Origin of the sequence: Pseudomonas sputi, assembly GCF_021603585.1 — a bacterium.
Taxonomy (GTDB): domain Bacteria; phylum Pseudomonadota; class Gammaproteobacteria; order Pseudomonadales; family Pseudomonadaceae; genus Aquipseudomonas; species Aquipseudomonas sputi.
Genome location: NZ_BQHI01000001.1, coordinates 322552 through 348339, shown reverse-complemented (window position 1 = coordinate 348339; position 25788 = coordinate 322552). Strand labels below are relative to the sequence as shown.

At 60.0% G+C, this 25788-nt stretch carries 30 protein-coding genes; 18 read left to right on the top strand and 12 right to left on the bottom strand.

Going from position 1 to position 25788, the window contains the following annotated elements:
- The first annotated feature begins 8 nt into the window (after positions 1 to 8).
- The 4 genes from L6D81_RS01685 to L6D81_RS01670 all read left to right on the top strand — a co-directional run bounded on the left by L6D81_RS01685 (position 9) and on the right by L6D81_RS01670 (position 3821).
- On the top strand, positions 9 to 902 hold the full coding sequence (locus L6D81_RS01685; protein ID WP_236177644.1) for an SMP-30/gluconolactonase/LRE family protein: 894 nt from the start codon (positions 9 to 11) through the stop codon (positions 900 to 902).
- Between the two features lie 60 nt (positions 903 to 962).
- A complete protein-coding gene (locus L6D81_RS01680) occupies positions 963 to 1934 on the top strand; it encodes a TRAP transporter substrate-binding protein (protein ID WP_236177643.1) in 972 nt (323 codons plus the stop codon).
- Positions 1935 to 2013: 79 nt separating this feature from the next.
- The gene (locus L6D81_RS01675) at positions 2014 to 2541 is read left to right on the top strand and encodes a TRAP transporter small permease (RefSeq protein WP_236177642.1); all 528 of its coding nucleotides are present in this window, start codon (positions 2014 to 2016) and stop codon (positions 2539 to 2541) included.
- Positions 2541 to 3821, top strand: coding sequence for a TRAP transporter large permease (locus L6D81_RS01670; RefSeq protein ID WP_236177641.1), 1281 nt, complete (start codon positions 2541 to 2543; stop codon positions 3819 to 3821). Before L6D81_RS01675 ends, L6D81_RS01670 begins: the two co-directional genes overlap by 1 nt.
- A 47-nt stretch (positions 3822 to 3868) precedes the next feature.
- On the opposite strand, the gene L6D81_RS01665 is transcribed toward L6D81_RS01670, so the two are convergent.
- From L6D81_RS01665 to L6D81_RS01655, 3 genes are read right to left on the bottom strand one after another with little or no spacing between them, the layout of a single operon-like run.
- Positions 3869 to 4669 carry a sulfite exporter TauE/SafE family protein gene (locus L6D81_RS01665; protein ID WP_236177640.1) on the bottom strand — a complete coding sequence of 267 codons (801 nt, stop codon included), beginning with the start codon at positions 4667 to 4669 and terminating at the stop codon, positions 3869 to 3871.
- Between the two features lie 9 nt (positions 4670 to 4678).
- Positions 4679 to 5923, bottom strand: coding sequence for an NAD(P)/FAD-dependent oxidoreductase (locus L6D81_RS01660; RefSeq protein WP_236177639.1), 1245 nt, complete (start codon positions 5921 to 5923; stop codon positions 4679 to 4681).
- 38 nt (positions 5924 to 5961) lie between these two features.
- The gene (locus tag L6D81_RS01655; protein ID WP_007952897.1) at positions 5962 to 6300 is read right to left on the bottom strand and encodes an ArsR/SmtB family transcription factor; all 339 of its coding nucleotides are present in this window, start codon (positions 6298 to 6300) and stop codon (positions 5962 to 5964) included.
- 98 nt (positions 6301 to 6398) lie between these two features.
- Between L6D81_RS01655 and L6D81_RS01650 the strand changes: the two genes are divergently transcribed.
- Positions 6399 to 7262 carry an MBL fold metallo-hydrolase gene (locus tag L6D81_RS01650; RefSeq protein ID WP_236177638.1) on the top strand — a complete coding sequence of 288 codons (864 nt, stop codon included), beginning with the start codon at positions 6399 to 6401 and terminating at the stop codon, positions 7260 to 7262.
- Positions 7263 to 7388: 126 nt separating this feature from the next.
- Positions 7389 to 8234, top strand: a complete 846-nt coding sequence (locus L6D81_RS01645; protein ID WP_236177637.1) for a tyrosinase family protein — start codon at positions 7389 to 7391, stop codon at positions 8232 to 8234.
- A gap of 12 nt (positions 8235 to 8246) precedes the next feature.
- Here the strand turns inward: L6D81_RS01645 and bkdR are convergent, their stop codons facing one another.
- Complete coding sequence (gene bkdR / locus L6D81_RS01640) at positions 8247 to 8735, bottom strand: Bkd operon transcriptional regulator BkdR (RefSeq protein WP_007952904.1); 489 nt, start codon at positions 8733 to 8735, stop codon at positions 8247 to 8249.
- Between the two features lie 185 nt (positions 8736 to 8920).
- Here bkdR and L6D81_RS01635 point away from each other — a divergent pair, with 185 nt between their 5' ends.
- The 5 genes from L6D81_RS01635 (at position 8921) to L6D81_RS01615 (ending at position 15105) form a co-directional block, all read left to right on the top strand.
- Positions 8921 to 10156: a 3-methyl-2-oxobutanoate dehydrogenase (2-methylpropanoyl-transferring) subunit alpha gene (locus tag L6D81_RS01635; protein WP_007965287.1), complete on the top strand. Its 1236-nt coding sequence runs from the start codon at positions 8921 to 8923 to the stop codon at positions 10154 to 10156.
- 1 nt (position 10157) lies between these two features.
- Complete coding sequence (locus L6D81_RS01630) at positions 10158 to 11216, top strand: alpha-ketoacid dehydrogenase subunit beta (protein WP_007952909.1); 1059 nt, start codon at positions 10158 to 10160, stop codon at positions 11214 to 11216.
- Positions 11217 to 12497 (top strand): dihydrolipoamide acetyltransferase family protein, encoded by a 1281-nt coding sequence (locus L6D81_RS01625; RefSeq protein WP_236177636.1) that lies wholly within the window; start codon positions 11217 to 11219, stop codon positions 12495 to 12497.
- A 4-nt stretch (positions 12498 to 12501) separates the two neighbouring features.
- Positions 12502 to 13875, top strand: a complete 1374-nt coding sequence (gene lpdA / locus L6D81_RS01620; protein ID WP_236177635.1) for a dihydrolipoyl dehydrogenase — start codon at positions 12502 to 12504, stop codon at positions 13873 to 13875.
- A 210-nt stretch (positions 13876 to 14085) separates the two neighbouring features.
- The gene (locus tag L6D81_RS01615; protein ID WP_236177634.1) at positions 14086 to 15105 is read left to right on the top strand and encodes a branched-chain amino acid aminotransferase; all 1020 of its coding nucleotides are present in this window, start codon (positions 14086 to 14088) and stop codon (positions 15103 to 15105) included.
- A 52-nt stretch (positions 15106 to 15157) separates the two neighbouring features.
- Here L6D81_RS01615 and L6D81_RS01610 read toward each other — a convergent pair whose 3' ends face one another.
- The 3 genes from L6D81_RS01610 to L6D81_RS01600 form a co-directional block, all read right to left on the bottom strand.
- A complete protein-coding gene (locus tag L6D81_RS01610; RefSeq protein WP_236177633.1) occupies positions 15158 to 15997 on the bottom strand; it encodes a TIGR03915 family putative DNA repair protein in 840 nt (279 codons plus the stop codon).
- The gene (locus L6D81_RS01605) at positions 15994 to 17214 is read right to left on the bottom strand and encodes a putative DNA modification/repair radical SAM protein (RefSeq protein ID WP_236177632.1); all 1221 of its coding nucleotides are present in this window, start codon (positions 17212 to 17214) and stop codon (positions 15994 to 15996) included. Before L6D81_RS01605 ends, L6D81_RS01610 begins: the two co-directional genes overlap by 4 nt.
- Before the next feature lie 88 nt (positions 17215 to 17302).
- Entirely contained in the window at positions 17303 to 18058 is a 756-nt protein-coding gene (locus tag L6D81_RS01600; RefSeq protein WP_236177631.1) for an ArsR/SmtB family transcription factor, read from the bottom strand.
- Between the two features lie 659 nt (positions 18059 to 18717).
- Here L6D81_RS01600 and L6D81_RS01595 point away from each other — a divergent pair.
- Complete coding sequence (locus L6D81_RS01595) at positions 18718 to 19818, top strand: cytochrome P450 (protein ID WP_236177630.1); 1101 nt, start codon at positions 18718 to 18720, stop codon at positions 19816 to 19818.
- Between the two features lie 19 nt (positions 19819 to 19837).
- Here the strand turns inward: L6D81_RS01595 and L6D81_RS01590 are convergent, their stop codons facing one another.
- A complete protein-coding gene (locus L6D81_RS01590) occupies positions 19838 to 20149 on the bottom strand; it encodes a helix-turn-helix domain-containing protein (RefSeq protein ID WP_236177629.1) in 312 nt (103 codons plus the stop codon).
- Positions 20150 to 20660: 511 nt separating this feature from the next.
- On the opposite strand from L6D81_RS01590, the gene L6D81_RS01585 reads away from it, so the two are divergent.
- The 4 genes from L6D81_RS01585 to L6D81_RS01570 all read left to right on the top strand — a co-directional run bounded on the left by L6D81_RS01585 (position 20661) and on the right by L6D81_RS01570 (position 22018).
- On the top strand, positions 20661 to 21032 hold the full coding sequence (locus tag L6D81_RS01585; RefSeq protein WP_236177628.1) for a DUF6124 family protein: 372 nt from the start codon (positions 20661 to 20663) through the stop codon (positions 21030 to 21032).
- 9 nt (positions 21033 to 21041) lie between these two features.
- On the top strand, positions 21042 to 21323 hold the full coding sequence (locus L6D81_RS01580; RefSeq protein ID WP_236177627.1) for a hypothetical protein: 282 nt from the start codon (positions 21042 to 21044) through the stop codon (positions 21321 to 21323).
- 119 nt (positions 21324 to 21442) lie between these two features.
- Entirely contained in the window at positions 21443 to 21682 is a 240-nt protein-coding gene (locus L6D81_RS01575; RefSeq protein WP_236177626.1) for a pyocin S6 family toxin immunity protein, read from the top strand.
- 27 nt (positions 21683 to 21709) lie between these two features.
- Positions 21710 to 22018, top strand: a complete 309-nt coding sequence (locus L6D81_RS01570) for a hypothetical protein (protein WP_236177625.1) — start codon at positions 21710 to 21712, stop codon at positions 22016 to 22018.
- Between the two features lie 76 nt (positions 22019 to 22094).
- Here the strand turns inward: L6D81_RS01570 and L6D81_RS01565 are convergent, their stop codons facing one another.
- Both L6D81_RS01565 and L6D81_RS01560 read right to left on the bottom strand, forming a co-directional pair.
- Entirely contained in the window at positions 22095 to 22505 is a 411-nt protein-coding gene (locus tag L6D81_RS01565; RefSeq protein ID WP_236177624.1) for a hypothetical protein, read from the bottom strand.
- A 43-nt stretch (positions 22506 to 22548) separates the two neighbouring features.
- Positions 22549 to 22887 (bottom strand): FKBP-type peptidyl-prolyl cis-trans isomerase, encoded by a 339-nt coding sequence (locus L6D81_RS01560; RefSeq protein ID WP_236177623.1) that lies wholly within the window; start codon positions 22885 to 22887, stop codon positions 22549 to 22551.
- 141 nt (positions 22888 to 23028) lie between these two features.
- Here L6D81_RS01560 and L6D81_RS01555 point away from each other — a divergent pair, with 141 nt between their 5' ends.
- Entirely contained in the window at positions 23029 to 24105 is a 1077-nt protein-coding gene (locus L6D81_RS01555) for a sensor domain-containing diguanylate cyclase (RefSeq protein WP_236177622.1), read from the top strand.
- Between the two features lie 3 nt (positions 24106 to 24108).
- Here L6D81_RS01555 and L6D81_RS01550 read toward each other — a convergent pair whose 3' ends face one another.
- Together L6D81_RS01550 and L6D81_RS01545 are read right to left on the bottom strand one after the other, a co-directional pair.
- Positions 24109 to 24573, bottom strand: coding sequence for a hypothetical protein (locus tag L6D81_RS01550; RefSeq protein WP_236177621.1), 465 nt, complete (start codon positions 24571 to 24573; stop codon positions 24109 to 24111).
- A gap of 100 nt (positions 24574 to 24673) precedes the next feature.
- Positions 24674 to 24982 carry an RcnB family protein gene (locus L6D81_RS01545; protein ID WP_236177620.1) on the bottom strand — a complete coding sequence of 103 codons (309 nt, stop codon included), beginning with the start codon at positions 24980 to 24982 and terminating at the stop codon, positions 24674 to 24676.
- A gap of 202 nt (positions 24983 to 25184) precedes the next feature.
- Between L6D81_RS01545 and L6D81_RS01540 the strand changes: the two genes are divergently transcribed.
- Entirely contained in the window at positions 25185 to 25781 is a 597-nt protein-coding gene (locus tag L6D81_RS01540) for a LemA family protein (protein WP_236177619.1), read from the top strand.
- Positions 25782 to 25788: the final 7 nt, after the last annotated feature.

Here is a 25788-nt window from a genome sequence, read left to right as displayed (position 1 = left end):
GAATGAGTATGCAAGCCGAATTGATCGTCGATGCGCGCAACGCCGTGGGTGAAAGCCCGGTCTGGGTATCGCAGGAAAACGCCTTGTACTGGGTCGATATTCCCAACCGTGGCCTGCAACGCTGGAGCGCCGACACTGGCCACGTCCAAGCCTGGAAGGCTCCCGAAATGCTCGCCTGCCTCGCCCGCCACAGCAAGGGCGGCTGGGTTGCCGGCATGGAAAGCGGGTTCTTTCACCTGCAACCGCACAGCGATGGCAGCCTCGACAGCGACCTGCTGGCCCCGGTCGAACACAGCCGCCAGGACATGCGCCTGAACGACGGTCGCTGCGACCGTCAGGGCCGGTTCTGGGCCGGCAGCATGGTACTGAACATGGGCCTGAATCTGCCCGAGGGCCGGCTCTATCGTTACGGTGCCGGGCAAACAGGCGCGACCGAGGCACAGCTTGATGGCTTCATCGTGCCCAACGGCCTGGGCTTCAGCCCGGACGGCAGAACCCTGTACCTGTCGGATTCGCACCCGAACGTCCAACTGATCTGGGCTTTCGATTACGACACCGAGACAGGCACACCCTCCAACCGACGGGTGTTCGTGGACATGAACCATTTTTACGGCCGCCCCGACGGCGCTGCCGTGGATGCCGATGGCTGCTACTGGATCTGCGCCAACGATGTCGGCCTGATCCATCGTTTCACCCCCGAAGGTCGCCTTGACCGCTCGCTGTCGGTACCGGTGAAAAAGCCCACCATGTGCGCCTTCGGCGGCAGCCGGATGGACACCTTGTTCGTGACCTCGATCCGCCCCGGCGACGACCAGGATCCGCAGTCCCTGGCCGGCGGCGTGTTCGCCCTCAACCCCGGCGTCAAAGGCCTGCCGGAGCCCATGTTCGACGACCTGCTGTAACCCGCCCTTGCTGCATTGCTGTGCCTTGAACACAAAAATAACAAGACTGGAGAACCCCTGATGGACTTCAAACGCACGTTGCTCGCCGCCGCCCTCCCCCTCGCGCTCACCTTCGGCAGCGCGGCCCAGGCGCTGGAAATCAAATTCGCCGACATCCACCCCGCCGGTTATCCGACCGTGGTCGCCGAAGAACAGCTGGGCAAGACCCTGGTTGCCGAAAGTGACGGCAAACTGACCTTCAAAATGTTCCCCGGCGGCGTACTCGGCTCGGAAAAGGAAGTGGTCGAGCAGGCCCAGGTCGGTGCCATCCAGATGGCCCGCGTCAGCCTCGGCATCGTCGGCCCGGTGGTGCCGGACGTGAACGTATTCAACATGCCGTTCGTGTTCCGTGACCAGGCGCACATGCGCAAGATCATCGACGGTGAAATCGGCGACGAAATCCTCGACAAGATCACCAACTCCGAATTCAACCTCGTCGCCCTGGCGTGGATGGACGGCGGCACGCGCAACATCTACACCAAGAAACCGGTACGCAGCCTCGAAGACCTCAAAGGCATGAAAATCCGCGTGCAAGGCAACCCGATGTTCATCGAAACCATCAACGCCATGGGCGGCAACGGTATCGCCATGGACACCGGCGAAATCTTCAGTGCCCTGCAGACCGGCGTCATCGACGGCGCGGAAAACAATCCGCCGACCTTGCTTGAACACAACCACTACCAGAACGCCAAGTACTACAGCCTGACCGGACACCTGATCCTGCCAGAGCCCATCGTGATGTCGAAAATCACCTGGGACAAACTCACGCCCGATCAGCAGACGCTGGTGAAAAAAGCCGCCAAGGCCGCGCAAGCCCAGGAGCGCACGCTGTGGGACGCCAAGTCCGTCAGCAGCGAGGCAAAACTCAAGGCGGCCGGCGTCGAGTTCATCACCGTCGACAAGAAACCCTTCTACGAGGCCACCGCCTCGATCCGCGAGAAATACGGCGCACCCTACGCCGACCTGATCAAGCGCATCGAAGCCGTTCAGTAACCCTCCCAGACCTCTGCAAAAGGCCCGGCAGCGCTGGCGTCGCTCGACGTCCGCGCCTGCCCGGTTACGGTGGAACCCGATGAAGAATTTGCTGCTGCGCATCAATGACCGGATCTACATGGCCTGCATCTGGGTCGCCGGTCTGTCGGTGCTGACCATAGCCCTGATCATCCCCTGGGGCGTGTTCGCCCGTTACGTCCTCGGCACCGGCTCAAGCTGGCCGGAGCCCACCGCCATCCTGCTGATGATGGTCTTCACCTTCATCGGTGCCGCCGCCAGCTACCGCGCCGGGGCGCACATGGCGGTGGCGATGGTCACCGACCGCCTGCAACCGAAGATGCGCCGAGCCATGAGCATCGTTTCCCAAGTGCTCATGGGCATCATCTGCCTGTTCATGACGATCTGGGGCACGAAATTATGCCTGTCGACGTGGAACCAGTTCATGAGCGCCCTGCCGACATTGCGGGTCGGCATCACTTACATGCCGATCCCGGTTGGCGGTGCGCTGACGCTGGTTTTCGTACTGGAAAAACTCTTGCTCGGCGATCAAAGCAATCGCCGCGTGGTGCGATTCGACCTGGTTGAAGAAAACGAAGGGGCTGCCTGATGGACGCATTGATTCTGCTGGGCAGTTTTATCGCACTGATCCTGATCGGCATGCCGGTGGCCTATGCCCTCGGGCTGTCGGCGCTGATCGGCGCGTGGTGGATCGACATTCCGTTCCAGGCCTTGATGATTCAGGTGGCGGGCGGGGTGAACAAATTTTCGCTGCTGGCGATTCCGTTCTTCGTGCTGGCCGGCGCGATCATGGCCGAGGGCGGCATGTCGCGACGGCTGGTGGCGTTCGCCGGGGTCCTGGTGGGCTTCGTGCGGGGCGGCCTGTCACTGGTCAACATCATGGCCTCGACCTTTTTCGGCGCAATTTCCGGCTCGTCGGTGGCCGACACCGCGTCGGTGGGTTCGGTGCTGATCCCGGAAATGGAGCGCAAGGGCTACCCTCGGGAATTCTCTACGGCGGTCACCGTCAGCGGTTCGGTACAGGCCCTGTTGACCCCGCCCAGTCACAACTCGGTGCTCTACTCGCTGGCGGCCGGCGGCACCGTTTCCATTGCCTCGCTGTTCATGGCCGGCGTGGTGCCGGGCCTGCTGATGAGCGCGTGTCTGATGGCGCTGTGCCTGATTTTTGCGCGCAAACGCGACTATCCCAAGGGGGAAGTGATCCCGCTGCGCGAAGCCCTGAAGATCTGCGGTGAAGCGTTGTGGGGGCTGATGGCGATGGTGATCATTCTCGGCGGGATTCTGTCTGGGATCTTCACGGCCACCGAGTCGGCGGCCATCGCCGTGTTGTGGTCGTTTTTCGTCACCATGTTCATCTACCGCGACTACAAATGGAGTGAACTGCCGAAACTGATGCACCGCACAGTGCGCACCATTTCCATCGTGATGATCCTGATCGGCTTCGCCGCCAGTTTCGGCTACATCATGACCCTGATGCAGATCCCGGCGAAGATCACCACGCTGTTCCTGACCTTGTCCGATAACCGCTACGTGATCCTGATGTGCATCAACGTCATGCTGCTGTTGCTCGGCACTGTGATGGACATGGCGCCGCTGATCCTGATCCTCACGCCGATCCTGATGCCGGTGATCCTCGGTATCGGCGTCGACCCGGTGCAGTTCGGCATGATCATGCTGGTCAACCTCGGCATCGGCCTGATAACGCCGCCGGTAGGGGCCGTGCTGTTCGTGGGTTCGGCGGTGGGCAAGGTCAGCATCGAAAGCACCGTCAAGGCGCTGATGCCGTTCTACGCCGTGCTGTTTCTGGTGCTGATACTGGTGACCTACGTTCCGGCGCTGTCGCTGTGGTTACCGCATCTGGTGTTGTAACACTACGCTGTGGCGAGGGCGCCTGCTCCCTCGCCACAGGTGTTGTCTCACGCCCGCAGCAACATGTAAGCGGCGACCACCAGACATACGCTGGCAAACCCCACCTGCAACGTCCTCGCCGGTACTCGCGCGCAGAGTTTACGACCGATGATCATGCCGACGATGCTGGCCACGATAAACGATGCGCCCAGATGATCGATCCGCACCCCGGCATGGAACGCGCCAATTACGCCGATGGCGGAAATCAGGCTGATGACCATCAGTGAAGTGGCGACGATGCCGCGCATCTGCACATCGGTCAGTTGCCTGAACGCCGGCACGATCAGAAACCCGCCCCCCACCCCCAGCAACCCGGACACCACACCCGTGACCGCGCCCAGCACCGCGAGGGTCGCGGTGCATTTGGCGGTCCAGTCGAAACGGCCGGTCTGCTCGTTGAGCATGCAGTTTTTCTGGCCCCAACTGGCGTGGCCATGGTCGCTCGGTCCTTCCTGCTGGCGTTCGCGTCGCAACATGCGCCACGCCACCATCACCATTAGCAGGCTGAACAGGATCATCAGGACCTTTTCCGGCAACTGATGGGCAAAGTAGATGCCCACCGGCGAAAACACCGCGCCGAGCGTTGCAATCAGCAGCGCCGCGCGATAACGCACCAGACCGTGGCGCAAACCATCGATCGCGCCGACCGCCGCCGCGCTGCCCACTGCGAACAACGCCACCGGCGCGGCCTGCGTCATCGTCCAGCCCAGCCCCAACACCAGCGCCGGCACGGCGAGAATCCCGCCACCCGCCCCGGTCAGACCGAGGATCAATCCCATCACCATGCCAAACAGACTTGCCAGCAACATAAAGTGTTCTCAGTCGACCCTGGACAGGCTCGTCAGCCATTCGCGTCCCTTGAGCATGCCGTTCCAGTAAAACCACGGCAGCAGCGTCGCCTTCAGCCACCAAGCGGAACGGCGCGGCACGGTCGGGTCGAGAGGAAAGGTCGGCAGCAGTTTTCCGCCGTAGCCGAACTCGGCGAGGATCACCTTGCCCTTCTCCACCGTCAGCGGGCAGGAACCGTAGCCGTCGTACTTCAGCGGCAGTGCCAGATCCTTGCGCAGGGCCAGCAGGTTTTCCGCCACCACCACGACCTGCTTGCGCACGGCCGCGGCGGTTTTCGCATGGGTGGTGCCGCAGATATCGCCCAGGGCAAACACGTCGGGATAACGCGGATGTTGCAGCGTGTGCGGATTGACCTCGCACCAGCCAGCGGCGTCGGCCAACGGACTCTGCGCGATGAAATCCGGCGCAACCTGCGGCGGGACGACGTGCAGCAGGTCGAAGGTCTTTGCCTGTCGGGTGACGTTGCCGTCCGCATCCTTGACGTCGAACCAGGCGGTTTTCGCCGGGCCGTCCACCTTTACCAGATTCGAATTGAACGCCAGCCGAGCGTTGTATTTTTCGATGTACTTCATCAGCGGCGGCACGAAAGTCGGCACACCGAACAGCGCGGCACCGGCCAGATTGAACTCGACGTCGACCTTGCTCAGCACGTTGCGTTTGAGCCAGTGATCGCAGGACAGGTACAGCGCCTTTTGCGGCGCGCCGGCGCACTTGATCGGGATCGGCGGCTGGGTGAACAGGGCTTTGCCGCCGCTCAGCTTTTGCACCTGATCCCAGGTGTATTGCGCGTGCTGATAGCTGTAGTTGGACGTGACGCCGTGCTGGCCGAGGCTTTCCTGCAGGCCTTCGATCTTCTCCCACGCCAGGCGCAGACCGGGGCAGACGATCAGGTTCTGATAGGTGACGCTGCGTTGGTCGTTGAGGGTGAGACGGCGCTGGTCGGGGTCGATGCCGGTCACTGCCGCTTGTATCCAGTTGGCCTGGCGCGGCATCACCTTGTTCATCGGTCGGGCGGTGTCTTTGGCATCAAAGGCGCCACCGCCGACCAGCGTCCACGCCGGCTGGTAGTAATGCAGGGTGCTCGGTTCGATCACCGTGATGTTCAGACCGGGATCGCGCTTGAGCAGGCTCGCGACAAAACCGATGCCGGCAGTGCCGCCGCCGATGACCACGATGTCCGCACTGATGGAGGGGCCCCAGTGTTGATCGTTCATTGTTTGTTCCTTATGGCTGCACGCAAGGATGGCCGGGTCTATTGCGCCCAGCTTTTGAGCACGGCTCCGCAGTAGAGTCCCGAGAGGGTTTTCATCACCTGGATCACTTCGTGACTGGCCAGACCGTAAAAAATGTACTTGCCTTCACGTCGGGTCGCGACCAGCCCTTCGTCACGCAAGATGCCCAATTGCTGGGACAGGGTCGGCTGCCGCACGCCGGTCATTTTCTCCAGCTCGCCGACGTTGCGCTCGCCCTGGGTCAACTGACACAGGATCAGCAGCCGATCCTCGTTGGCCAAGGCCTTGAGCAAAGAACAGGCCTTGGAGGCCGAGGCGCGCAGTTGCGCCACTTCACATTCGGTCAGACTGGATTGCATTTGCAGGATGCCTTCAACGTCACTTAAGCTGCGGACATTATGTGTTTACATAAAGTGTTGCAACCCTGACTTTCCACCTCCCCCACAGGACCGTTTTCATGCCCGCGCTGATTGAAGCTTTCCTCGACCCCGCCTCTTCGACCTACAGCTATGTGGTCTACGAGGCCGACGGCGGTCAGTGCGCAATCGTCGATCCGGTGCTCGATTACGACGGCGCCGCCGGTCGCACCTGCACGGCTCAGGCGGACAAGATCATCGCTTTCGTCCGTGCCCATCATCTGCAAGTGCAATGGCTGCTGGAAACCCATGCCCATGCCGATCACTTGTCCGCTGCGCCCTACCTGCGCCGGGAACTGGGCGGGAAAATCGCGATTGGCGAATCGATCAGCAAAGTACAGAACGTGTTCAAGGCGCTGTTCAACCTGGAACCGGAATTTCGCGTCGACGGCTCGCAGTTCGATCACCTGTTCGCACCGAACGAGTCCTTCCGGATCGGCAATCTCAAGGCCACCGCCCTGCACGTCCCCGGCCACACCCCGGCAGACATGGCCTATCTCATCGACGGCGAGCAGATCCTGGTCGGCGACACGCTGTTCATGCCCGACGTCGGCACCGCCCGTTGCGACTTCCCCGGCGGCAACGCGCATCAGCTGTTCAATTCGATCCACAAGCTGCTGGCCTTCCCCGCCAGCGTGAAGCTCTACGTCTGCCACGACTACCCGCCGCAAGGCCGCGCCTCGCAGTGCCAGACCACTGTAGGCGAGCAGCGTAAAAGCAATATCCATGTGCATGATGGCGTCGACGAAGCCGCGTTTGTCGAGATGCGCACACAACGTGATGCAGGGCTGGGAATGCCGACGTTGCTGCTGCCGGCGATTCAAGTGAATGTGCGGGCGGGAAATCTGCCGCCGGCGGAAGACAACGGTGTGACGTACCTGAAGATTCCGATCAATTCCCTATAAGAAACGGCAGCGTAAGTCGGGTTGACGGAAAGCTTTCCCACGTAACGCGTCGATAGCGGTGAACTGGCGCTTCTCCAGCAAACAGGCAGACTTCATTGGGCAATCAACCAATGGAGTTTGTGCAATATGGATATTCGCCGTAACCATCGGGATCTGTCACCGCAGCAGAAATCCGCATTTGTCGAGGCGGTGCTGAGGCTGAAAAACAACGTCAACAGCGTGCTGCGTCCCGGGCAACAAAGTCGCTACGATGACTTTGTCCAGATCCACAAGAATTCGATGGGGCGTGGCAATCCGCTCGTCCCCAATCCGCACCGCAGTCCCCTGTTCTATCCGTGGCACCGGATCCTGATCCGCCAGTTCGAACTGGCGCTGCAAGCCGCCGTCGATGACCCGCGCATCACCCTGCCCTACTGGAACTGGCAGCTCGGCGGTGCCGACAATCCGTTCACCTCGGACTTCATGGGCGGCAACGGTGACAATACCCAGAACCAGCTGGTAACCACCGGCCCCTTTTCCAGCAACCAGTCGCCATTCATTGTCTCGGTATGGGACGAGGGATTCGGTAACGCCGGCGTGCGCCGCAATCTCGGGGCTGCAGGTGCCTTGCCGTCACCAGAAACCGTCATTTCGGCGCTCAACAGAACGCCCTACTGGATGGAGCCGGGTGGTTGGGAAAACTTTTCCGAGCGTGAGCTGCACAATCCGGTTCATGCCTGGATCGGGGGCAACATGATGGAGGCCTCTTCTCCCAACGATCCGATATTCTTCCTGCACCATTGCTACCTGGACCTGCTCTGGGAACGCTGGAGAAACCTGCATCCGAACGTCCCCTCATTCCCGCAGGACGACCTGAGCAACTCGACACTGGTCTTCCACCCGGAAAACGAAGTTGCGCCCTGGCCTCAGAGCTTCACCGCTCAGCAGACACTTTTTACCGAAGAACTGGGTTATCGCTATGAATACCTGTGACCTGCGCCGCGCTCAGTTGCCCAGCGTCAGACCGTTCGCCGGCAGCGGCAACGCCGTTTTATAGCGAACCTGCTTGAGCGCAAAGCTTGACCGGATATTGGCCACGCCCGGCACCTTGGTCAAAAAGTCCATCATGAAGCGTTCAAGCGCCTGAATGGTCGGCACCAGCACCCGGATCAGATAGTCCGGGTCGCCGGCCATCAGGTAACACTCCATGACCTCCGGGCGATCGGAAATCGCCTCTTCGAAATGCTGCAGCGCTTCCTCTACCTGCTTCTCGAGACTGACGTGAATGAACACGTTGACGTGCAGACCGAGCAGATCGGCATCCAGCAGGGTCACCTGCTCGCGGATCAGCCCCAGCTCTTCCATCGCCTTGACCCGATTGAAGCACGGCGTCGGCGACAAATTGACCGAACGGGCCAGATCGGCATTGGTGATGCGCGCGTTCTCTTGAAGGCTGTTGAGAATGCCGATATCGGTACGGTCCAGTTTGCGCATGAGACAAAACCACCTGTTTTTTATGTTTATGCAGATTTTCTATCTGCAAATGATCGCCAGCGCAACGAAACAGAGAGAAATATTCTTCTTGCCCGGGCCTATGATTGTTGTAGGACAGGATTTCTTTTATCCAAGAATGACTGCCAGCTCACTACAAGAAATTCACAAGATCGAGCGTAGAAGCCATGACCCAAGCGTATGAACCGCTGCGTCTGCACGTCCCTGAACCCTCGGGCCGCCCAGGCTGCAAAACCGATTTCTCCTACCTGCATCTGACCGATGCCGGCACGGTGCGCAAACCTTCCATCGACGTTGAACCGGCCGACACCGCCGACCTGGCCCGAGGACTGATCCGCGTGCTCGACGATCAGGGCAATGCGCTCGGCCCATGGGCCGAAAACGTGCCGGTCGAGATCCTGCGCAAAGGCATGCGCGCCATGCTCAAGACCCGGATCTACGACAACCGCATGGTGGTCGCCCAGCGTCAGAAAAAAATGTCGTTCTACATGCAGAGCCTCGGCGAAGAAGCCATCGGCAGCGCCCAGGCCCTGGCCTTGAACATCGACGACATGTGCTTCCCGACCTACCGCCAGCAAAGCATTCTGATGGCCCGCGACGTACCATTGGTCGACCTGATCTGCCAACTGCTGTCCAACGAGCGCGATCCGCTCAAGGGCCGTCAACTGCCGATCATGTACTCGGTCAAGGACGCCGGTTTCTTCACCATTTCCGGCAATCTCGCCACCCAGTTCATTCAGGGCGTGGGCTGGGGCATGGCCTCGGCGATCAAGGGCGACACCAAAATCGCCTCGGCCTGGATCGGTGACGGCGCCACCGCCGAATCGGACTTCCACACCGCCCTCACCTTCGCCCACGTTTACCGTGCGCCGGTGATCCTCAACGTGGTCAACAACCAGTGGGCGATCTCGACCTTCCAGGCCATCGCCGGTGGTGAAGCCACCACCTTCGCCGGACGCGGCGTCGGTTGCGGCATCGCTTCGCTGCGGGTTGATGGCAACGATTTCTACGCGGTTTACGCCGCCTCCGCCTGGGCCGCCGAACGCGCCCGCCGCGGCCTCGGTCCGACCATGATCGAATGGGTCACCTATCGCGCCGGCCCGCACTCGACCTCCGACGATCCGTCCAAATACCGTCCTGCCGACGACTGGAGCCATTTCCCGCTGGGCGACCCGATTGCCCGCCTGAAGCAGCACCTGATCAAGGTCGGCCACTGGTCGGAAGAAGAGCACGCCGCCGTCAGCGCCGAGCTCGAAGCCGAAGTGATTGCCGCGCAGAAACAGGCCGAGCAGTACGGCACCCTTGCCGGCGGCCAGATTCCAAGCGCCGCCACCATGTTCGAAGACGTCTACAAAGAGATGCCGGAGCACTTGAAGCGCCAGCGTCAGCAGTTGGGGATCTGACATGAACGATCACAACAACAATATTCAGTTGGAAACCGCCATGACCACGACCACCATGACCATGATCCAGGCCCTGCGCTCGGCCATGGATGTGATGCTTGAGCGTGACGACAACGTCGTGGTGTTCGGCCAGGACGTCGGCTACTTCGGCGGCGTGTTCCGCTGCACCGAAGGCCTGCAGACCAAGTACGGCACCTCGCGGGTGTTCGACGCGCCGATCTCCGAAAGCGGCATCGTCGGCGTTGCCGTGGGCATGGGCGCTTATGGCTTGCGTCCGGTCGCTGAAATCCAGTTTGCCGACTACGTGTACCCGGCGTCCGACCAGATCATTTCCGAAGCCGCCCGCCTGCGTTATCGCTCGGCCGGCGAGTTCACCGCGCCGATGACCCTGCGCATGCCGTGCGGCGGCGGCATTTACGGCGGCCAGACCCACAGCCAGAGCATCGAGGCGATGTTCACTCAGGTCTGCGGCCTGCGCACCGTCATGCCGTCCAACCCGTATGACGCCAAAGGCCTGCTGATTGCCTCCATCGAAAACGATGACCCGGTGATCTTCCTCGAGCCCAAACGCCTGTACAACGGCCCGTTCGACGGCCACCACGACCGCCCGGTGACCCCGTGGTCGAAACACCCGGCCGCACAAGTGCCGGACGGTTACTACACTGTGCCGCTGGATGTCGCTGCCATCACCCGTCCGGGCAAGGACGTGACCGTCCTGACCTACGGCACCACCGTGTACGTGTCGCAAGTCGCCGCCGAAGAATCCGGCGTGGACGCTGAAGTCATCGACCTGCGCAGCCTGTGGCCGCTGGACCTGGAAACCATCGTCAAATCCGTGAAAAAAACCGGCCGTTGCGTGGTGGTTCACGAAGCGACCCGCACCTGCGGTTTCGGTGCCGAACTGGTGTCGCTGGTGCAGGAGCATTGCTTCCACCACCTGGAAGCGCCGATCGAACGCGTCACCGGTTGGGACACTCCCTACCCGCACGCGCAGGAGTGGGCGTATTTCCCTGGGCCGTCCCGAGTGGGCGCGGCGCTGAAACGGGTCATGGAGGTCTGAATGGGCACGCACGTTATCAAGATGCCGGACATCGGCGAAGGCATCGCAGAAGTCGAACTGTCGCAGTGGCACGTCAAGGTCGGCGATCTGGTCGTTGAAGATCAGGTGCTGGCGGATGTGATGACCGACAAGGCCATGGTCGATATTCCCTCGCCAGTCCACGGCAAGGTGATTGCGCTGGGCGGCCAGCCAGGTGAAGTGATGGCGGTCGGCAGTGTGCTGATCAGCATCGAGGTTGAAGGCGCTGGCAATCTGAAGGAGTCGGACAAACCGGCGCCTGTGGCGGCGAAAGAAACTCCAGTCGCAACCAAAGTTGAAGCTGTCGTTGAAAGCAAACCTGCTCCCGCCGCACCACGTCCGGCAGCTGCCGTTTGCCAGGGCCCGATGGTTGCTCGCGAAGCCGATGAGCGTCCGCTGGCCTCGCCGGCCGTGCGCAAGCATGCGCTGGACCTGGGCATTCAATTGCGTCTGGTGCGCGGTTCCGGCCCGGCCGGTCGCGTGTTGCACGAAGACCTCGAGGCCTATCTGGCGCAGGGTCAGTCGAACGCTTCGGCGCCGGTTGCCGCCGCGTACGCCCAGCGTAACGATGAAGAACAGATTCAGGTTATCGGTATGCGCCGCAAGATTGCCCAGCGCATGCAGGACGCGACTCAGCGTGCGGCGCACTTCAGTTATGTCGAGGAAATCGACGTTACTGCAATCGAAGAACTGCGCGCCCACCTGAACGAAAAGCACGGTGCCAGCCGTGGCAAGTTGACCTTGCTGCCCTTCCTGGTGCGTGCGCTGGTGGTCGCCCTGCGCGACTTCCCACAGATGAACGCCCGTTACGACGACGAAGCTCAGGTCATCACCCGCCTCGGCGCGGTGCATGTCGGCGTCGCCACCCAAAGCGATGTTGGCCTGATGGTGCCGGTGGTGCGTCACGCCGAGGCTCGCAGCCTGTGGGACAACGCGGCGGAAATTTCCCGCCTCGCCACCGCCGCGCGCAATGGCAAGGCCAGCCGCGATGAGCTGTCCGGCTCGACGATCACCCTGACCAGCCTCGGCGCCCTTGGCGGCATCGTCAGCACCCCGGTGCTGAATCTGCCGGAAGTAGCGATCGTCGGTGTGAACAAAATCGTCGAACGCCCGATGGTCGTCAAAGGCCAGGTGGTGATCCGCAAGATGATGAACCTCTCCAGTTCCTTCGATCACCGCGTGGTCGACGGCATGGACGCGGCGCTCTTCATCCAGGCCATTCGTGGCCTGCTCGAACAACCCGCGACCCTGTTTGTGGAGTGATGGCATGCAAACTCTGAACACCACGCTGCTGATCATCGGCGGCGGTCCTGGCGGTTACGTAACGGCCATTCGTGCCGGGCAACTGGGCATTTCGACCCTTCTGGTCGAGGGCCAATCGCTGGGCGGCACCTGCCTGAACATCGGCTGCATTCCGTCGAAAGCGCTGATCCATGTGGCCGAGCAGTTTCACCAGACGCAACACCACAATCAGCATTCGGCGCTGGGCATCAGCGTTTCGGCGCCGACCCTCGACATCACCAAGAGCGTCGAGTGGAAGGACGGCATCGTCGATCGCCTGACCACCGGCGTCGCCGCGTTGCTGAAGAAGAACAAGGTTCAGGTTATCAACGGCTGGGCCAAGGTCATCGACGGCAAGACCGTGGAAGTCGGCGACACCCGCATCCAGTGCGAGCATCTGGTGCTGGCCACCGGTTCGAAAAGCGTCAATCTGCCGAGCCTGCCGATTGGTGGGCCAATCATTTCGTCCACCGAGGCACTGGCACCGAAATCGGTGCCGAAACGCCTGACCGTGGTTGGCGGTGGTTACATCGGTCTGGAGCTGGGCATTGCCTATCGCAAGCTCGGCGCCGAAGTCAGCGTGGTCGAGGCGCAGGATCGGATTTTGCCTGCTTATGACGCCGAGCTGACCCAACCGGTGCACGATGCACTGAAGCAACTGGGCGTGAAACTGTACCTCAAGCACAGCGTGCTGGGCTTCGACGGGACGTTGCAGGTGCGCGATCCGAACGGTGACACCCTGAACCTGGAAACCGATCAGGTGCTGGTGGCCGTCGGGCGCAAACCCAATACCCAGGGCTGGAACCTTGAAGCGCTGAACCTGGACATGAATGGTTCGGCGATCAAGATCGACAGCCGCTGCCAGACCAGCATGCGCAACGTCTACGCCATCGGCGACCTGAGTGGCGAGCCGATGCTGGCCCACCGCGCCATGGCCCAGGGCGAGATGGTTGCCGAGCTGATCAGCGGCAAGACCCGCGAGTTCAACCCGACCGCCATCGCTGCCGTGTGCTTCACCGACCCGGAACTGGTCGTTGTCGGCCGTACGCCGGATGAGGCCAAGGCGGCGGGACTGGACTGCATCGTGTCGAACTTCCCGTTTGCGGCCAATGGTCGAGCGATGACCCTGGAATCGAAAACCGGCTTCGTGCGGGTGGTCGCCCGTCGGGACAATCATGTGATTGTCGGCTGGCAGGCGGTGGGTGTTGGCGTATCGGAACTGTCGACTGCGTTCGCGCAAAGCCTGGAAATGGGCGCACGCCTGGAAGACATCGGCGGCACCATCCATGCACACCCGACCCTGGGTGAAGCGGTGCAGGAAGCGGCGTTGCGTGCACTTGGGCACGCGTTGCACCTGTAACTCTCGGTCGCAGATCATTCCCACGCTTCGCGTGGAAACGATCAAAAACCCGACGCGGGGGAGTTTTTTCATAAGCAGGCTAATAAATCTGCTGCTCCCCCCATCGCCCGGGCTGCGAAACCGCTCAAGAATGAAGTATTGTTGTGCCCATCCAAAAAAACGTCAGAAGCCTTGAACCGCTTCGGCGGTTGTTCAGTGATAGAGGGTGTCATGGGTAACGAAAGCATCAACTGGGACAAGCTGGGTTTTGACTACATCAAGACCGACAAACGCTATCTGTCGTACTTTCGCAATGGCGAGTGGGACAAAGGCACCCTGACCGAAGACAACGTGCTGCACATCAGCGAAGGCTCCACTGCCCTTCACTATGGCCAGCAATGCTTCGAAGGCATGAAGGCCTATCGTTGCAAGGACGGCTCGATCAACCTGTTCCGCCCGGACCAGAATGCTCTGCGCATGCAACGTAGCTGCGCGCGCCTGTTGATGCCGCAAGTCGACACCGAGCAATTCATCGAAGCCTGCAAAGCAGTCGTTCGTGCCAACGAACGCTTCATCCCGCCTTATGGCACCGGCGGCGCGTTGTACCTGCGTCCGTTCGTGATCGGCGTAGGTGACAACATCGGTGTGCGTACCGCACCCGAATTCATCTTCTCGATCTTCTGCATTCCGGTTGGCGCCTACTTCAAGGGCGGCCTGACCCCGCACAACTTCCAGATCTCCAGCTACGACCGCGCCGCCCCACAAGGCACCGGCGCTGCCAAGGTCGGTGGCAACTACGCCGCCAGCCTGATGCCTGGCTCGAAAGCGAAGAAAGCCAACTTCGCCGACGCGATCTACCTGGACCCGATGACCCACACCAAGATCGAGGAAGTCGGTTCGGCCAACTTCTTCGGGATCACCCACGACAACAAGTTCGTGACCCCGAACTCGCCGTCAGTACTGCCGGGCATCACCCGTCTGTCGCTGATCGAACTGGCCAAGTCCCGCCTGGGCCTGGAAGTGGTCGAAGGTGATGTGTTCATCGACAAGCTGTCGGACTTCAAGGAAGCCGGTGCTTGCGGTACGGCTGCGGTAATCACCCCGATCGGCGGCATCAGCTACAACGACCACCTGCACGTGTTCCACAGCGAAACCGAAGTCGGCCCTGTGACCCAGAAGCTCTACAAAGAGCTGACCGGCGTGCAGACCGGCGACGTTGAAGCGCCAGCCGGCTGGATCGTCAAGGTTTGACCTGACGGCCAGATGCACAAAAGCCCCCATCGAGTGATCGATGGGGGCTTTTTCATTCGCCTCGCTCGCCGGCCTTCATGGCAATCCGCTTGCCCGTGCGCCCGGCAATCCCGCTCGCCTGCCCATTCTGCTGCTTGCCCATTCGGGCCTGGGTAATCAATCCGGGGATCAACTCCCCCTCCGGCAGGTTCTTCCAGAACCGCGTCGGCAAGTGCCCCTGCATGACCTTCTCGTTCAAACGCGCCGGGTTGAAGATGTGGCTGTAGTAGGTCAGCCATAAATCACCGTGGGGATCGTCGACGTTCTGCGCCAGTTGCTGCCACTCCACCGGGCACTGGCGTTGATGGATCAGTTGTTCGCCATCGTAATAAACCCCGTCGCGGGGCGTGGCAATCAGCCAGCGGTGCCGGCCCATGCGCCCGATGAAGTGTTCGCTGGCACTGCGCAGGATGTCGTGGGCCGGTTCGTGCCACGCCACGTATTGCGGGCCCGGCAATTCGGGCGGGCGCTCGATGAAACGCACGAATGCATGCAGATGATGGGCTTCGCGCTGCACCTGCTTGATCCGCCGCTGCAACTCGCTGCCCAGTTTGTCGCCGGCCATCATTGCCGTGCGATCACCGTGGCTGACCCGCCACAGCACCTCATACAGCAGACTCCAGCGCTGATCACCACGGTAGCGCGACGCTTGTTCCAGGGTGTCAAGCAACGCACGCGGAATACGCGCCTGAAACGGCCCCTGCCCTTCGGGCACCGACACGTCACTGGCAAACAGATCACTCACGCCTTCCGATGCCCAGCTCACCAGGCTCGGATCGATTTCATGGCTGAGCAGCCAGCGTGCCTGCTGACGCCAGGTGTCGAACAGGTCGTCGCAATCGAGGTTGATCATCCCCACAGCCCCATCTGCTGCGGCATCGGCCGATCGCGCAGCTGCTGATAAAGCATCTGGCTGGTGACCTCGGCCTGCTGCGGGTGGTAATCGCTGGTGATGATGAACGGCTTGGCCTTGGCCAGCACACAGCGCATGCGCGCCACATCTTCGTAGCGAATGCGCCGCTGCCGACGCAGCTCCACCAGACGTTCGGTGGTGCGCAGGCCAATGCCGGGGATGCGTGAGATCAGCGCCGGTTCGGCGCGATTGAGATCCAGCGGAAATACCTGGCGATTCTGCAGCGCCCAGGCCAGTTTCGGGTCGATGTCCAGCGCCAGATTGCCCGGCCCCTGAAGCAACTCACCGGCGCTGTAGCCATAACTGCGCAATAGAAAATCCGCCTGATACAGGCGGTGCTCGCGCATCAGCGGCGGCGCGGCCAGCGGCACGCTTTTCGGGCTGTCGGGGATCGGGCTGAATGCCGAGTAATAGACCCGGCGCAGACGGAAGTTGCCGTACAACGCCTGGGCACTGTGGAGGATGGTGCTGTCGTCGGTGTCATCGGCACCGACGATCATCTGCGTGCTCTGCCCGGCCGGGGCGAACTTCGGAGCGCGAGGTTCGTTGAGCACGGTCTGCACGCCGGTGTAGATGGTGTTCATCGCCTGCTTGATCGAACCGATGTGCTTCTCCGGCGCCAGGGTTTGCAGGCTGGCATCGGTGGGCAATTCGATGTTGACACTCAAGCGGTCGGCGTAACGCCCGGCCTCTTCGATCAGCGCGGGATCCGCATCAGGGATGGTCTTGAGATGAATGTAGCCTCGGAACTCATGCTCTTCGCGCAACAGCTTCGCGACACGCACCAGTTGCTCCATGGTGTAGTCCGCCGAACGAATGATCCCCGAGCTGAGAAACAACCCGCTGACGCAATTGCGCCGGTAGAAATCCAGGGTCAGCGTCACCACTTCCTCGGGCGTGAAACGCGCACGGGGCACATCGCTGGAGCGGCGGTTGACGCAGTATTGGCAGTCGTAGAGGCAGAAGTTGGTCAGCAAAATCTTGAGCAGCGACACACAGCGCCCGTCCGGCGTGTAGCTGTGACAGATGCCCATACCATCGGTCGAACCCAGCCCGCTCTTGCCCTCGGAACTGCGCTTGGGCGCACCACTACTGGCGCAGGAGGCGTCGTACTTGGCGGCGTCGGCGAGGATGCTGAGCTTGTCGATGATTTGCATGGCACGGACTCGATACTGTTCGCATATACAGTATAGAGTCCGTCCACGGGCCACAAGCCGTAAAACGACCCTTTGTCAGTCAGACGTTTTACAGTCGAGTGTCAGCTGCGATGGTCGAGGATTTGGGCATCGGGACAGGCTGCATCGCTTCGGGCAATTGCACCCCGAACCGCGCCGCCATTTCCTTACGCCCCACCGCCGTCAACGTCAGCGCCCGACTGTCCAGATCCTGCGTCACCCATTTGCGCTTCAACGCTGTCTGCAGCAAAGCCGCTCCAAGTGATCCACCCAGATGTGGCCGACGCATGCTCCAGTCCAGGCATGGGCAGGCAAAGCGACGACGCAGGGTCGACAGATCCCTGACTTCGACTCCCAGACCTTCGAACAGCACCTCTCCGCTCGCGCTCAAGCGATAGGCCTGCTCATCGGTTTCCATCAGCCAACCACCCTCCAGCAATCGGTCATGCAGCAATACCGCCAGTGTCCCGGCCATGTGGTCGTAGCAGGTGCGGGCAAATTGCAGACGATCCGGCGTGTGCGGCTTGAAGGTCGGCGCAGGATTCTGGCCGATCACCATCAGCGCTTCCAGCGCCTGGGCCACGCATTTGTCGGCGAGGCTGTAATAACGATGGCGGCCCTGTACATGCAGGCGCACCAGCGCCAGATCCTTGAGCTTGGCCAGATGCGCGCTGGCGGTCGAGGCGCTGACGTCGGCGAGGGTTGCCAGCTCCGTGGCGGTGCGGGCGTGGCCGTCCATCAACGAGCACAGCATTTTGGTCCGCGCCGGTTCCGCGATGGCGGCGGCCACTTGCGAGACGCCGATGTCTTGATGTGCTGCGTGCATATTTCGCTCTCTAATGACCCTCGGCCATATCGGACTAAAGATCGTAGCAATCGCCCTCTGGATCTACACACCGCGCCTTTTCCAGACCGACGGTCGCAAAAAGCCGCCTGAATCGATCCTCCCCTGACAGAAATGACAGTAGCAAAAACAGTTCAAAGAGCTTTGGATTGGATTGTAGTGATTGCCAAATCATTCGCGCTCAAGCCAACAACCTTTGGAGAAAAAATGTCTACACCAATTGTTACAACGACAAAAAAAGGAACTGTCACATCGGTTTCTAATTACCTGAGTTTTTGTACCGTCGAGGTGCAACCGGATGACGGGAGTGCATCTCAATCTTTTCAATTTGATCGTTCATCCGCCTTCTCTGTAGGCAACAGAGTGACTTACACCGTCACCACGGGTCCTAGTGGTCCCCTTCCCGGTGACTTGAGACGGTCCAGTTGATTCACAGTGCATTTACCGCCCCTTCCATAGAAGTGATGAAAGGGGCCTTATATTTTCCCGGCACCACTCACACGCGGATTCAAAAAAACTGAAGTTGCGCTTGGTCCAAGTCTCCTGCGAATCCAACCTTCATATTTCGCTCCCGGACGAATCATCGCCCTCAAGGACTGGAGATAGTAGCAACACTTCCCCCACCGACAAGGTTGCGATCCATGGACCCGATCATCGCTGCGACTCACGCCGATCCCTACCCCTACTACGCCGAACTGCGCGCGGCGGGCGGGCTGACCTTTCATCATGGACTGAAACTGTGGGTTGCTAGCAGCGCCCGCGCGGTGTGCGCAGTGCTGGCGCATCCGGATTGCCGGGTGCGTCCGGTGCAGGAGCCGGTGCCCAAGGCGATTGCCGATGGCATGGCAGGCAAGGTGTTCGGCCAGTTGATGCGCATGAATGACGGCGAAGCTCAGCGCTGCCCGCGTTCGGCCATTGAGCCTCCGCTGGGGTTGATTGATCGGGAAGAAGTCAGCGATCTGGTGTCCGCGCGGTTGATCACGAACGATGCCGACGGCCTCTATAAAGCCATGTTTCGCGGCCCGGTGTGCGTGGTTACATCGCTGCTCGGGTTCACCCCGGCGCAGGCGCGGGTCATCAGTGAACTGACGGCGGATTTCGCGGTGTGCCTGTCGCCGCTGAGCAATGATTTGCAACTGGCGGCAGCGCATCGGGCGGCGGAGCTACTGCGTGGATACTTCATGGAATTGCTGGCGGATCCGAACCCGTTTGTCGCCGACATCCAACAGCGTTTTGTCGGCGATGTGGACGTGTTGCTCGCCAACCTGATCGGCCTCTGTTCGCAGATATTCGAGGCCACTGCCGGGCTAATTGGCAATGCGCTGGTGGCGCTACAGCGGCAGCCTGAGTTACGCGCGGCTTCGGTGGATTCGTTGCTGGCTGAAGTGCAACGCTTCGATCCCTCGGTACAGAACACTCGCCGTTTTGTGGCGAACAGCTGCGAAATCGACGGCGTGCGGCTGGAAGCCGGCGACGTGATTCTGGTGTTGCTGGCGTCGGCCAATCGAGACCCGGCTCTAAATGAAAACCCGGATCGCTTCATGCCGGATCGCCCGAACCGACGCAGCTTCACGTTCGGCAGCGGTCGGCATCAATGTCCCGGGCAGATGCTGGCAATAACGATCGCCAGCGCCACGCTCACTGAAATTCTCGCCCGCGACATTGATCCGGGAAGACTCGCGTGGCACTACCGGCCTTCGCTTAATGGACGAATTCCGATGTTCAGCGAGATGCAGACTTAAGCATCGCTGCAATCAAGGATCAGGTGGCCCATTCCAAGGATGGCAACTGGAAACAGAGGTCTACTTCCAGTTTTGCGGCCGCCGACAGGTTGACCAGCGCATCCAGCGAGAACTTGTCGATTTTGCCGTTGAGTACGTCGTTGAGACGCGGCTGAGTGATGCCCAGACGCTTGGCCGCCTCTTTCTGCGGAAGCTCCCACGCACGAATGGTTTCGCAAAGCGTGCGCATCAGTTTGGCCCGCAGGCGCATGTTGGCCGCTTCTTGCGGCGTGTCTTCCAGTGCGTCCCAGATGCTTGAGAAATGCTGGGGCGTGTTTTGATGATCCTTCATGGTTTCACCTGTTCCTGGCATTTGACGTGCCACGCAGGCTATATCGAAACCGATATAAATCAAGCTCGAAGTGGCTTATTAAATATTCGGTATCACAAAGAGGATGTTCACAAGCAAGCAAGCTTCACAGGCCGGCAGCGACCTCTTGCGTGAGCCATAAAGCCTGACAAATGAAGCATCATTTTGCCCCCATCCGAGAGGCTACATCGCCTTGCGCCTTTGCCTACAACTACGCCAGAATCCGCCGGCTTGTGCGGTTTTGAGGGCGTCGGTAACTTGGTCCGCGTCACTGAATGGTCAGTGATCGGGTTTAGTCGCTCGATGATTTCTCAAAACTTTACATGTGCTCCAGACAGTCAGGTGACCTTCATCTGCACTCTATGGCGGCTGTGTGCAGGGCACCCTCGGGTGCGCCGGTTTTGGGAAGTCGCCGGTCGACTAACCTGCGTACAGCTGCCACCTTTTCGTTTAGTCGCGAGGTGGTGTCGGCATCACTTTGAGGCTTTCCCGAATGTTCAAATACGTCCCCGATCCACCCGAAACAGACAAACCCAACGAATCCGATCCGGCCTCGCCCTACGCCTCCGCCGATTCCAGAAAACTCCACGAAGCCGCCGAGCGCGCCCTCGACCATTACCTGAAACCCACCGCCCCGAAACAACACTGCCCCGGCCGCATGTTCCTGGTCGCCCCCGACCTGGATCAGCATGCCCTGCTGGCCCACGCCTGCGAATCGATGACTTCGGCCAGTGTGATGCTCAGCGACTTCGCCGCGCTGCTTGACCCGCCCTATCGCAGCACTGTGCTGGGCATCGCCCAAGTGGTGATGTGTGGAGAACTGGCTGTGAACCGGGCGCTGGACTCTCTCGATGCCACGACCTGAGGAACACCCATGGAAAGCAAATCCGATGCACACATCGTCGCCGCCCTGATCTCCATCGGCCTCAACGAGAAAGATAGCCAATGGGCCCAAAAGGCCTGTCTGCTACTGCTCGAGAGCGAACGGAAATCCATCGTCAGCGCCGCCCTCATCGCCCTCGTCCAGATTGCCCGCGACCATGGCGAACTGGACCGCAGCCGCCTGCTGCCGGCACTTGCCAGCGTGAAACGCCGATTTCCAAGCCTGACCGGCACGGTTGCCGCGACGCTGGATGAGATGGCGATGGCTGCGTAACACCCAGGGCACAAGGCAAGAAAAAAACCGCTGCCTCCGTGAAGGGAGGCAGCGGGTTCAGTGTTTTCCGAGCTCTCCAATAACAAGGTTAACCCCCAAGTAAATACAGGAAGCTTTTAATGTTTTTATGGATAAGTGGCTTTTTGAAAGGTGATGAAGAGGACGACTCTTTGAAGTTTGAACTGACAGTGAAGCCTGAGGCAGAAGCTGCGGTTTTAGCGTTGCTGGGTTGGGAAAGCCTGGAAGAAAGCGAGGCCGGAGAATGGTTATTGAATGAAGGTCAGGTCCGGCAAATCGCTTCAGTTCTTAATGAACACCTACCAACTGAACTGGATCTTTTTATCGGGGTTCGGGAGTAGTTGAGTCTTTCCTATCAAGAACCAACAGTGAACCACGATGAAGCAGTGAGGCTTCTTGAAAGCGGCGTGGAAAGGAATGTTGTCGCTGGATTGATTTCTATTGGCTTGAACGAATCAGACAGAATCTGGGCTCAGCAAACCTGCCTGAAGTATCTGGCCAGCAGCAATGAGTCGGTTGTCGCATCTGCCATTACCGCTTTGGGCCACATTGCTCGAAGACACGGCGAGCTGGACAAAGACATTGCCTTCGCAGCGCTGGATGAAGTGAAGACAAGATTCCCTTCGCTAGAAGGCGTGATTTCAGACACGCTTGACGATATTGAGGCATTTACCTGATTCATCGAGCCCTTGCATGCAGGACGTTGTGATCAGGGCTTCACCTCATCACAACGGGCTTTATGTGCAAACACGATCACCGCCGAAAGTCAGACAGAATGAAAGGCGTATGCACTCTCAAGTAAGCCTCGACCTCTTCCAGCGAAAGCAACCCGTCACGGGACGAAACAGTGGCTTCTTTGTCATCGTCGCGAGTCACTGTCACGGTGTAAGCGCCCTCCTTCTCCAGCAAAACGCCGGTGAACCTGACCTTCTGCCCGTCTTCCTCGGCGAAGGAAATTGCGGACAGTGGCTTTGACGCCAGGACCTGAACCTTGCTGGCCAGAAAGGCTTTGCGCCGTGCGAGGACATCCTTTGCGACGAACCACAAAAAAATCATCATGGCCGCGAAGAGTACCAATTGGATGTTGTAAGTCGAACTCCGTCGTCCCGGATGTTCGATAGTCAACCACGCAACGGTTTCGTAAATGATCTGTTCAACATCCATCGACCTGATCCTTGAGCCGTTCGAACAAGATGACCTCCGGTTATCAATCCTCCCGCGTCAAAACCTCCAGCAACTCAATCTCGAACACCAGATTCGAATTCGGCGGGATCTTGCCCATCGTCCGCTCGCCGTAACCCAGATGCGCCGGCACCAGCAGTTTGCGTTTACCGCCGACCTGCATGCCCATGATCCCGTGATCCCAACCCTTGATCACCCGGCCCGTGCCGATCACGCACTGGAACGGTTTGCCCCGGCTCCAGGAGGAGTCGAACTCGGTGCCGTCTTCCAGCCAACCCGTGTATTGGGTGGTGATCAACGCGCCTTTGACGGCGGCTTTTCCGTCGCCGGGCTGAAGATCGATTATCTGCAGTTCATCATTCATAACATTCACTCTATTGTTCCGCTGGCCGCCGTTTTCCCAGAAATACCGGCCATTGGCAACCGTTTGACCCGACGTTGGCCGTGATGGATGATGGCCACCCGCTACCAATCCTGATCGATACGCCATGTCAGCGACGCTTGAATGACTCAACTCTGGATCAGCCTTGCCCTTATCGTTGTGCTGATGCTCGTGATCGTCGCGTTGATCCGCCGCGAGCGCGTCCTTCGCCGGCAACTTGCCGAATATCGTGAGTTACTGACCCGCGCCGCCGAGGGCCAAAACATTCGGCAGGACGGCGACGCCGACCGTTTCAAGCGCAGCCAGTATTTCGCCCGGATCGGCACCTGGGACTGGGAGGTCGACACCGACCGGCTCTACTGGTCGGACGCGATCTTCGGCATGTTCGGGTTCAAGATCGGCGAAGTGACGCCCTCTTACGCCCTGTTCTGCTCCTGCGTACATCCCGAAGACCGCGCCAGGGTGCGCGCCGGGGAATTGCGATGTCTTGAGACCGGTGAAAACCACGATGAGGAATACCGCGTGGTCTGGCCCGACGGCACCATTCGTTGGTTGCGTGAAACCGGCAATGTGGTGCGCAACGATCACGACGCGGTGATCAAGATGATGGGCGTGGTGCGCGACATCACCGAAGAAAAGGCTTCGGCCAGCTATCTCCAGCACCTGGCCCACTTCGACCCGTTGACTGGCCTACCCAATCGGCTGGTGCTGGAAGAACGGCTATCGGAAGCACTCGAACATGCGCGCGTGACCGAGACGCGGGTGGCGCTGGTGTTCATCGATCTCAACGGTTTCAAAGCGATCAACGACCGCTACGGTCACGCCGCCGGCGACCGCGTCCTGATCACCACCGCCACCCGACTGAAACGTATCCTGCGGGTCAGCGACACCGTCGCGCGCATCGGTGGTGACGAATTCGTGGTCATCCTGCAAGGCCTCGCCCCCGGCCTGAACCTGCAGGACGAAGCCCGCAGCATCTGTCAGAAAATCTTCATCGAACTGTCCCCGCCAATTCCCATCGGCAACGAACAACGCCACATCGGCACCAGCCTCGGCGTCGCCGTCTTCCCCGACCATGCGCCGACCATGGACCGGCTACTGCACATTGCGGACCTGGCGATGTATGAGGCCAAACGCAGCGGGAATAATCAGTATCGGCTGGGTGGCGGGCAGACGCTGAGTCATGGCCGGGCTGATTGAATTTCAGCGCTCGGGCGTACCGAACACAACGCCATTGAAGGTATGCGTGCAGCATTGGCAGTAGGGCGTCATGTCTTCGGCTTTCAGTTTGGGATTGACGATTTGCAGGCACTTCTGTTCATCGACATACAGACCATTGAAGTAACTCGATTCACCGAGCCGCACTATTTCTTCCCGGTCACTTTCCAACACAGCGACCATCCAGAACACCGGCTCTTGCCGATCCAGCCGCGACACCGCTTCACTGAAAATCTCGTCCCAATCACCGCCAACACGCGACAGCAAAAAGCGAAACAAGGGCGTGTAATCGAAGCCACGGTGCTGGATCCCATGCATCGAGCCGCGAGTAGCCTCGCTGTTGATTTCAGCCTTGGTATTTCGCTGATGCCGGTAATGTCCGCCGGGATTGTTGCGACGGACGTTATGGGTGGTCGTATTTTCTTTGCGGTAAAGAGGTTTCTTCTCCAACCTATTGCTCCTGACATCCAGTCACTCGAAACGCCCCCCGCGTTTTACCGGAACGGCGCTCGAATGCAATCAACCGTCCATGGCCAATTGTTGCTTGAGGTCAGCGCTCCACCGGCTGAATCGCCACAATCGTCCCGTTGGTGATCATCACCATCACGTACTTGTCATTGATCTGCACCCACTGCGCCTGTGGCTCTGGTTGTTTGAGGCCTTTCTGTTTCCAGTTTTTGATGGCTTTTTCGCTGCGCTGGTAGATGTCCGGGGCGCGGTCGTTGACGTTCAGTTCGCGGTTGCCGGTCGGTGAATGTTCGACAGTGTCGTTCGAGGTTTGCGCCGCTTGAACGAGGGGGCTGATCCCGGCGATACCGGCGACGAGGGCCAGGCTGGCGATTAGGGTCTTGTTGTTCATCGGTGAACCTCCTTCAGATGTGTGATACCTGAACTCCGACTGCGGGGTTCTGGAATCATTCCTTGTTTATTGATGGACGTTGAGATTGTAGCCACGCTCCGCAACGTAATCCGGGCTAAACCGCCAAAGGGCCAATACAGTCAACGGCATCCATTTACGATAAGATCGCGCCCGCCCCCGCCGAGTGAACAAGGACATCACTGTGAAAATCTACCTCATCGTCAATCTGGTATTGCTTGCGCTTCTGGGGCTCTACGCTGTCAGTCTTTTCAATAAGCTCGTTGCCCGGCGCAACGAGATCAAGAACGCGTTTGCCCAGGTCGAAGTGCAGCTCAAACGCCGCTATGACCTGATCCCCAATCTCGTCAGCATCGCCAAGGGTTATCTGGCCCATGAGCGCGAAACCCTTGAAGCGGTGATCGCCGCGCGCAATGCCGCCGTGGCCGGACTCGAGGCGGCACTGGCGAAACCGGGCAATGCCCAGCACATCGCGCAATTGGGGCTGGCGGACAGCGCACTCAGCAGCGCGCTGGGTCGATTGAACCTGACGCTGGAAGCCTATCCGGACCTCAAGGCCTCGCAGAACATGCAACAACTGAGCGAAGAGCTGAGCAGCACCGAAAACAAGGTGAGCTTTGCGCGCCAGGCTTTCAACGACGCCGTCATGGCCTACAACACCCTCAAGCAGCGTTTTCCGGCGGTGCTGCTGGCGGCCAGTTTTGGCCATCGCGAGGACGCGATTCCGTTGCAGTTTGCCGATACGCTGGCCATCAAGACCGCGCCCAACGTTTCTTTCTGATTGCTGC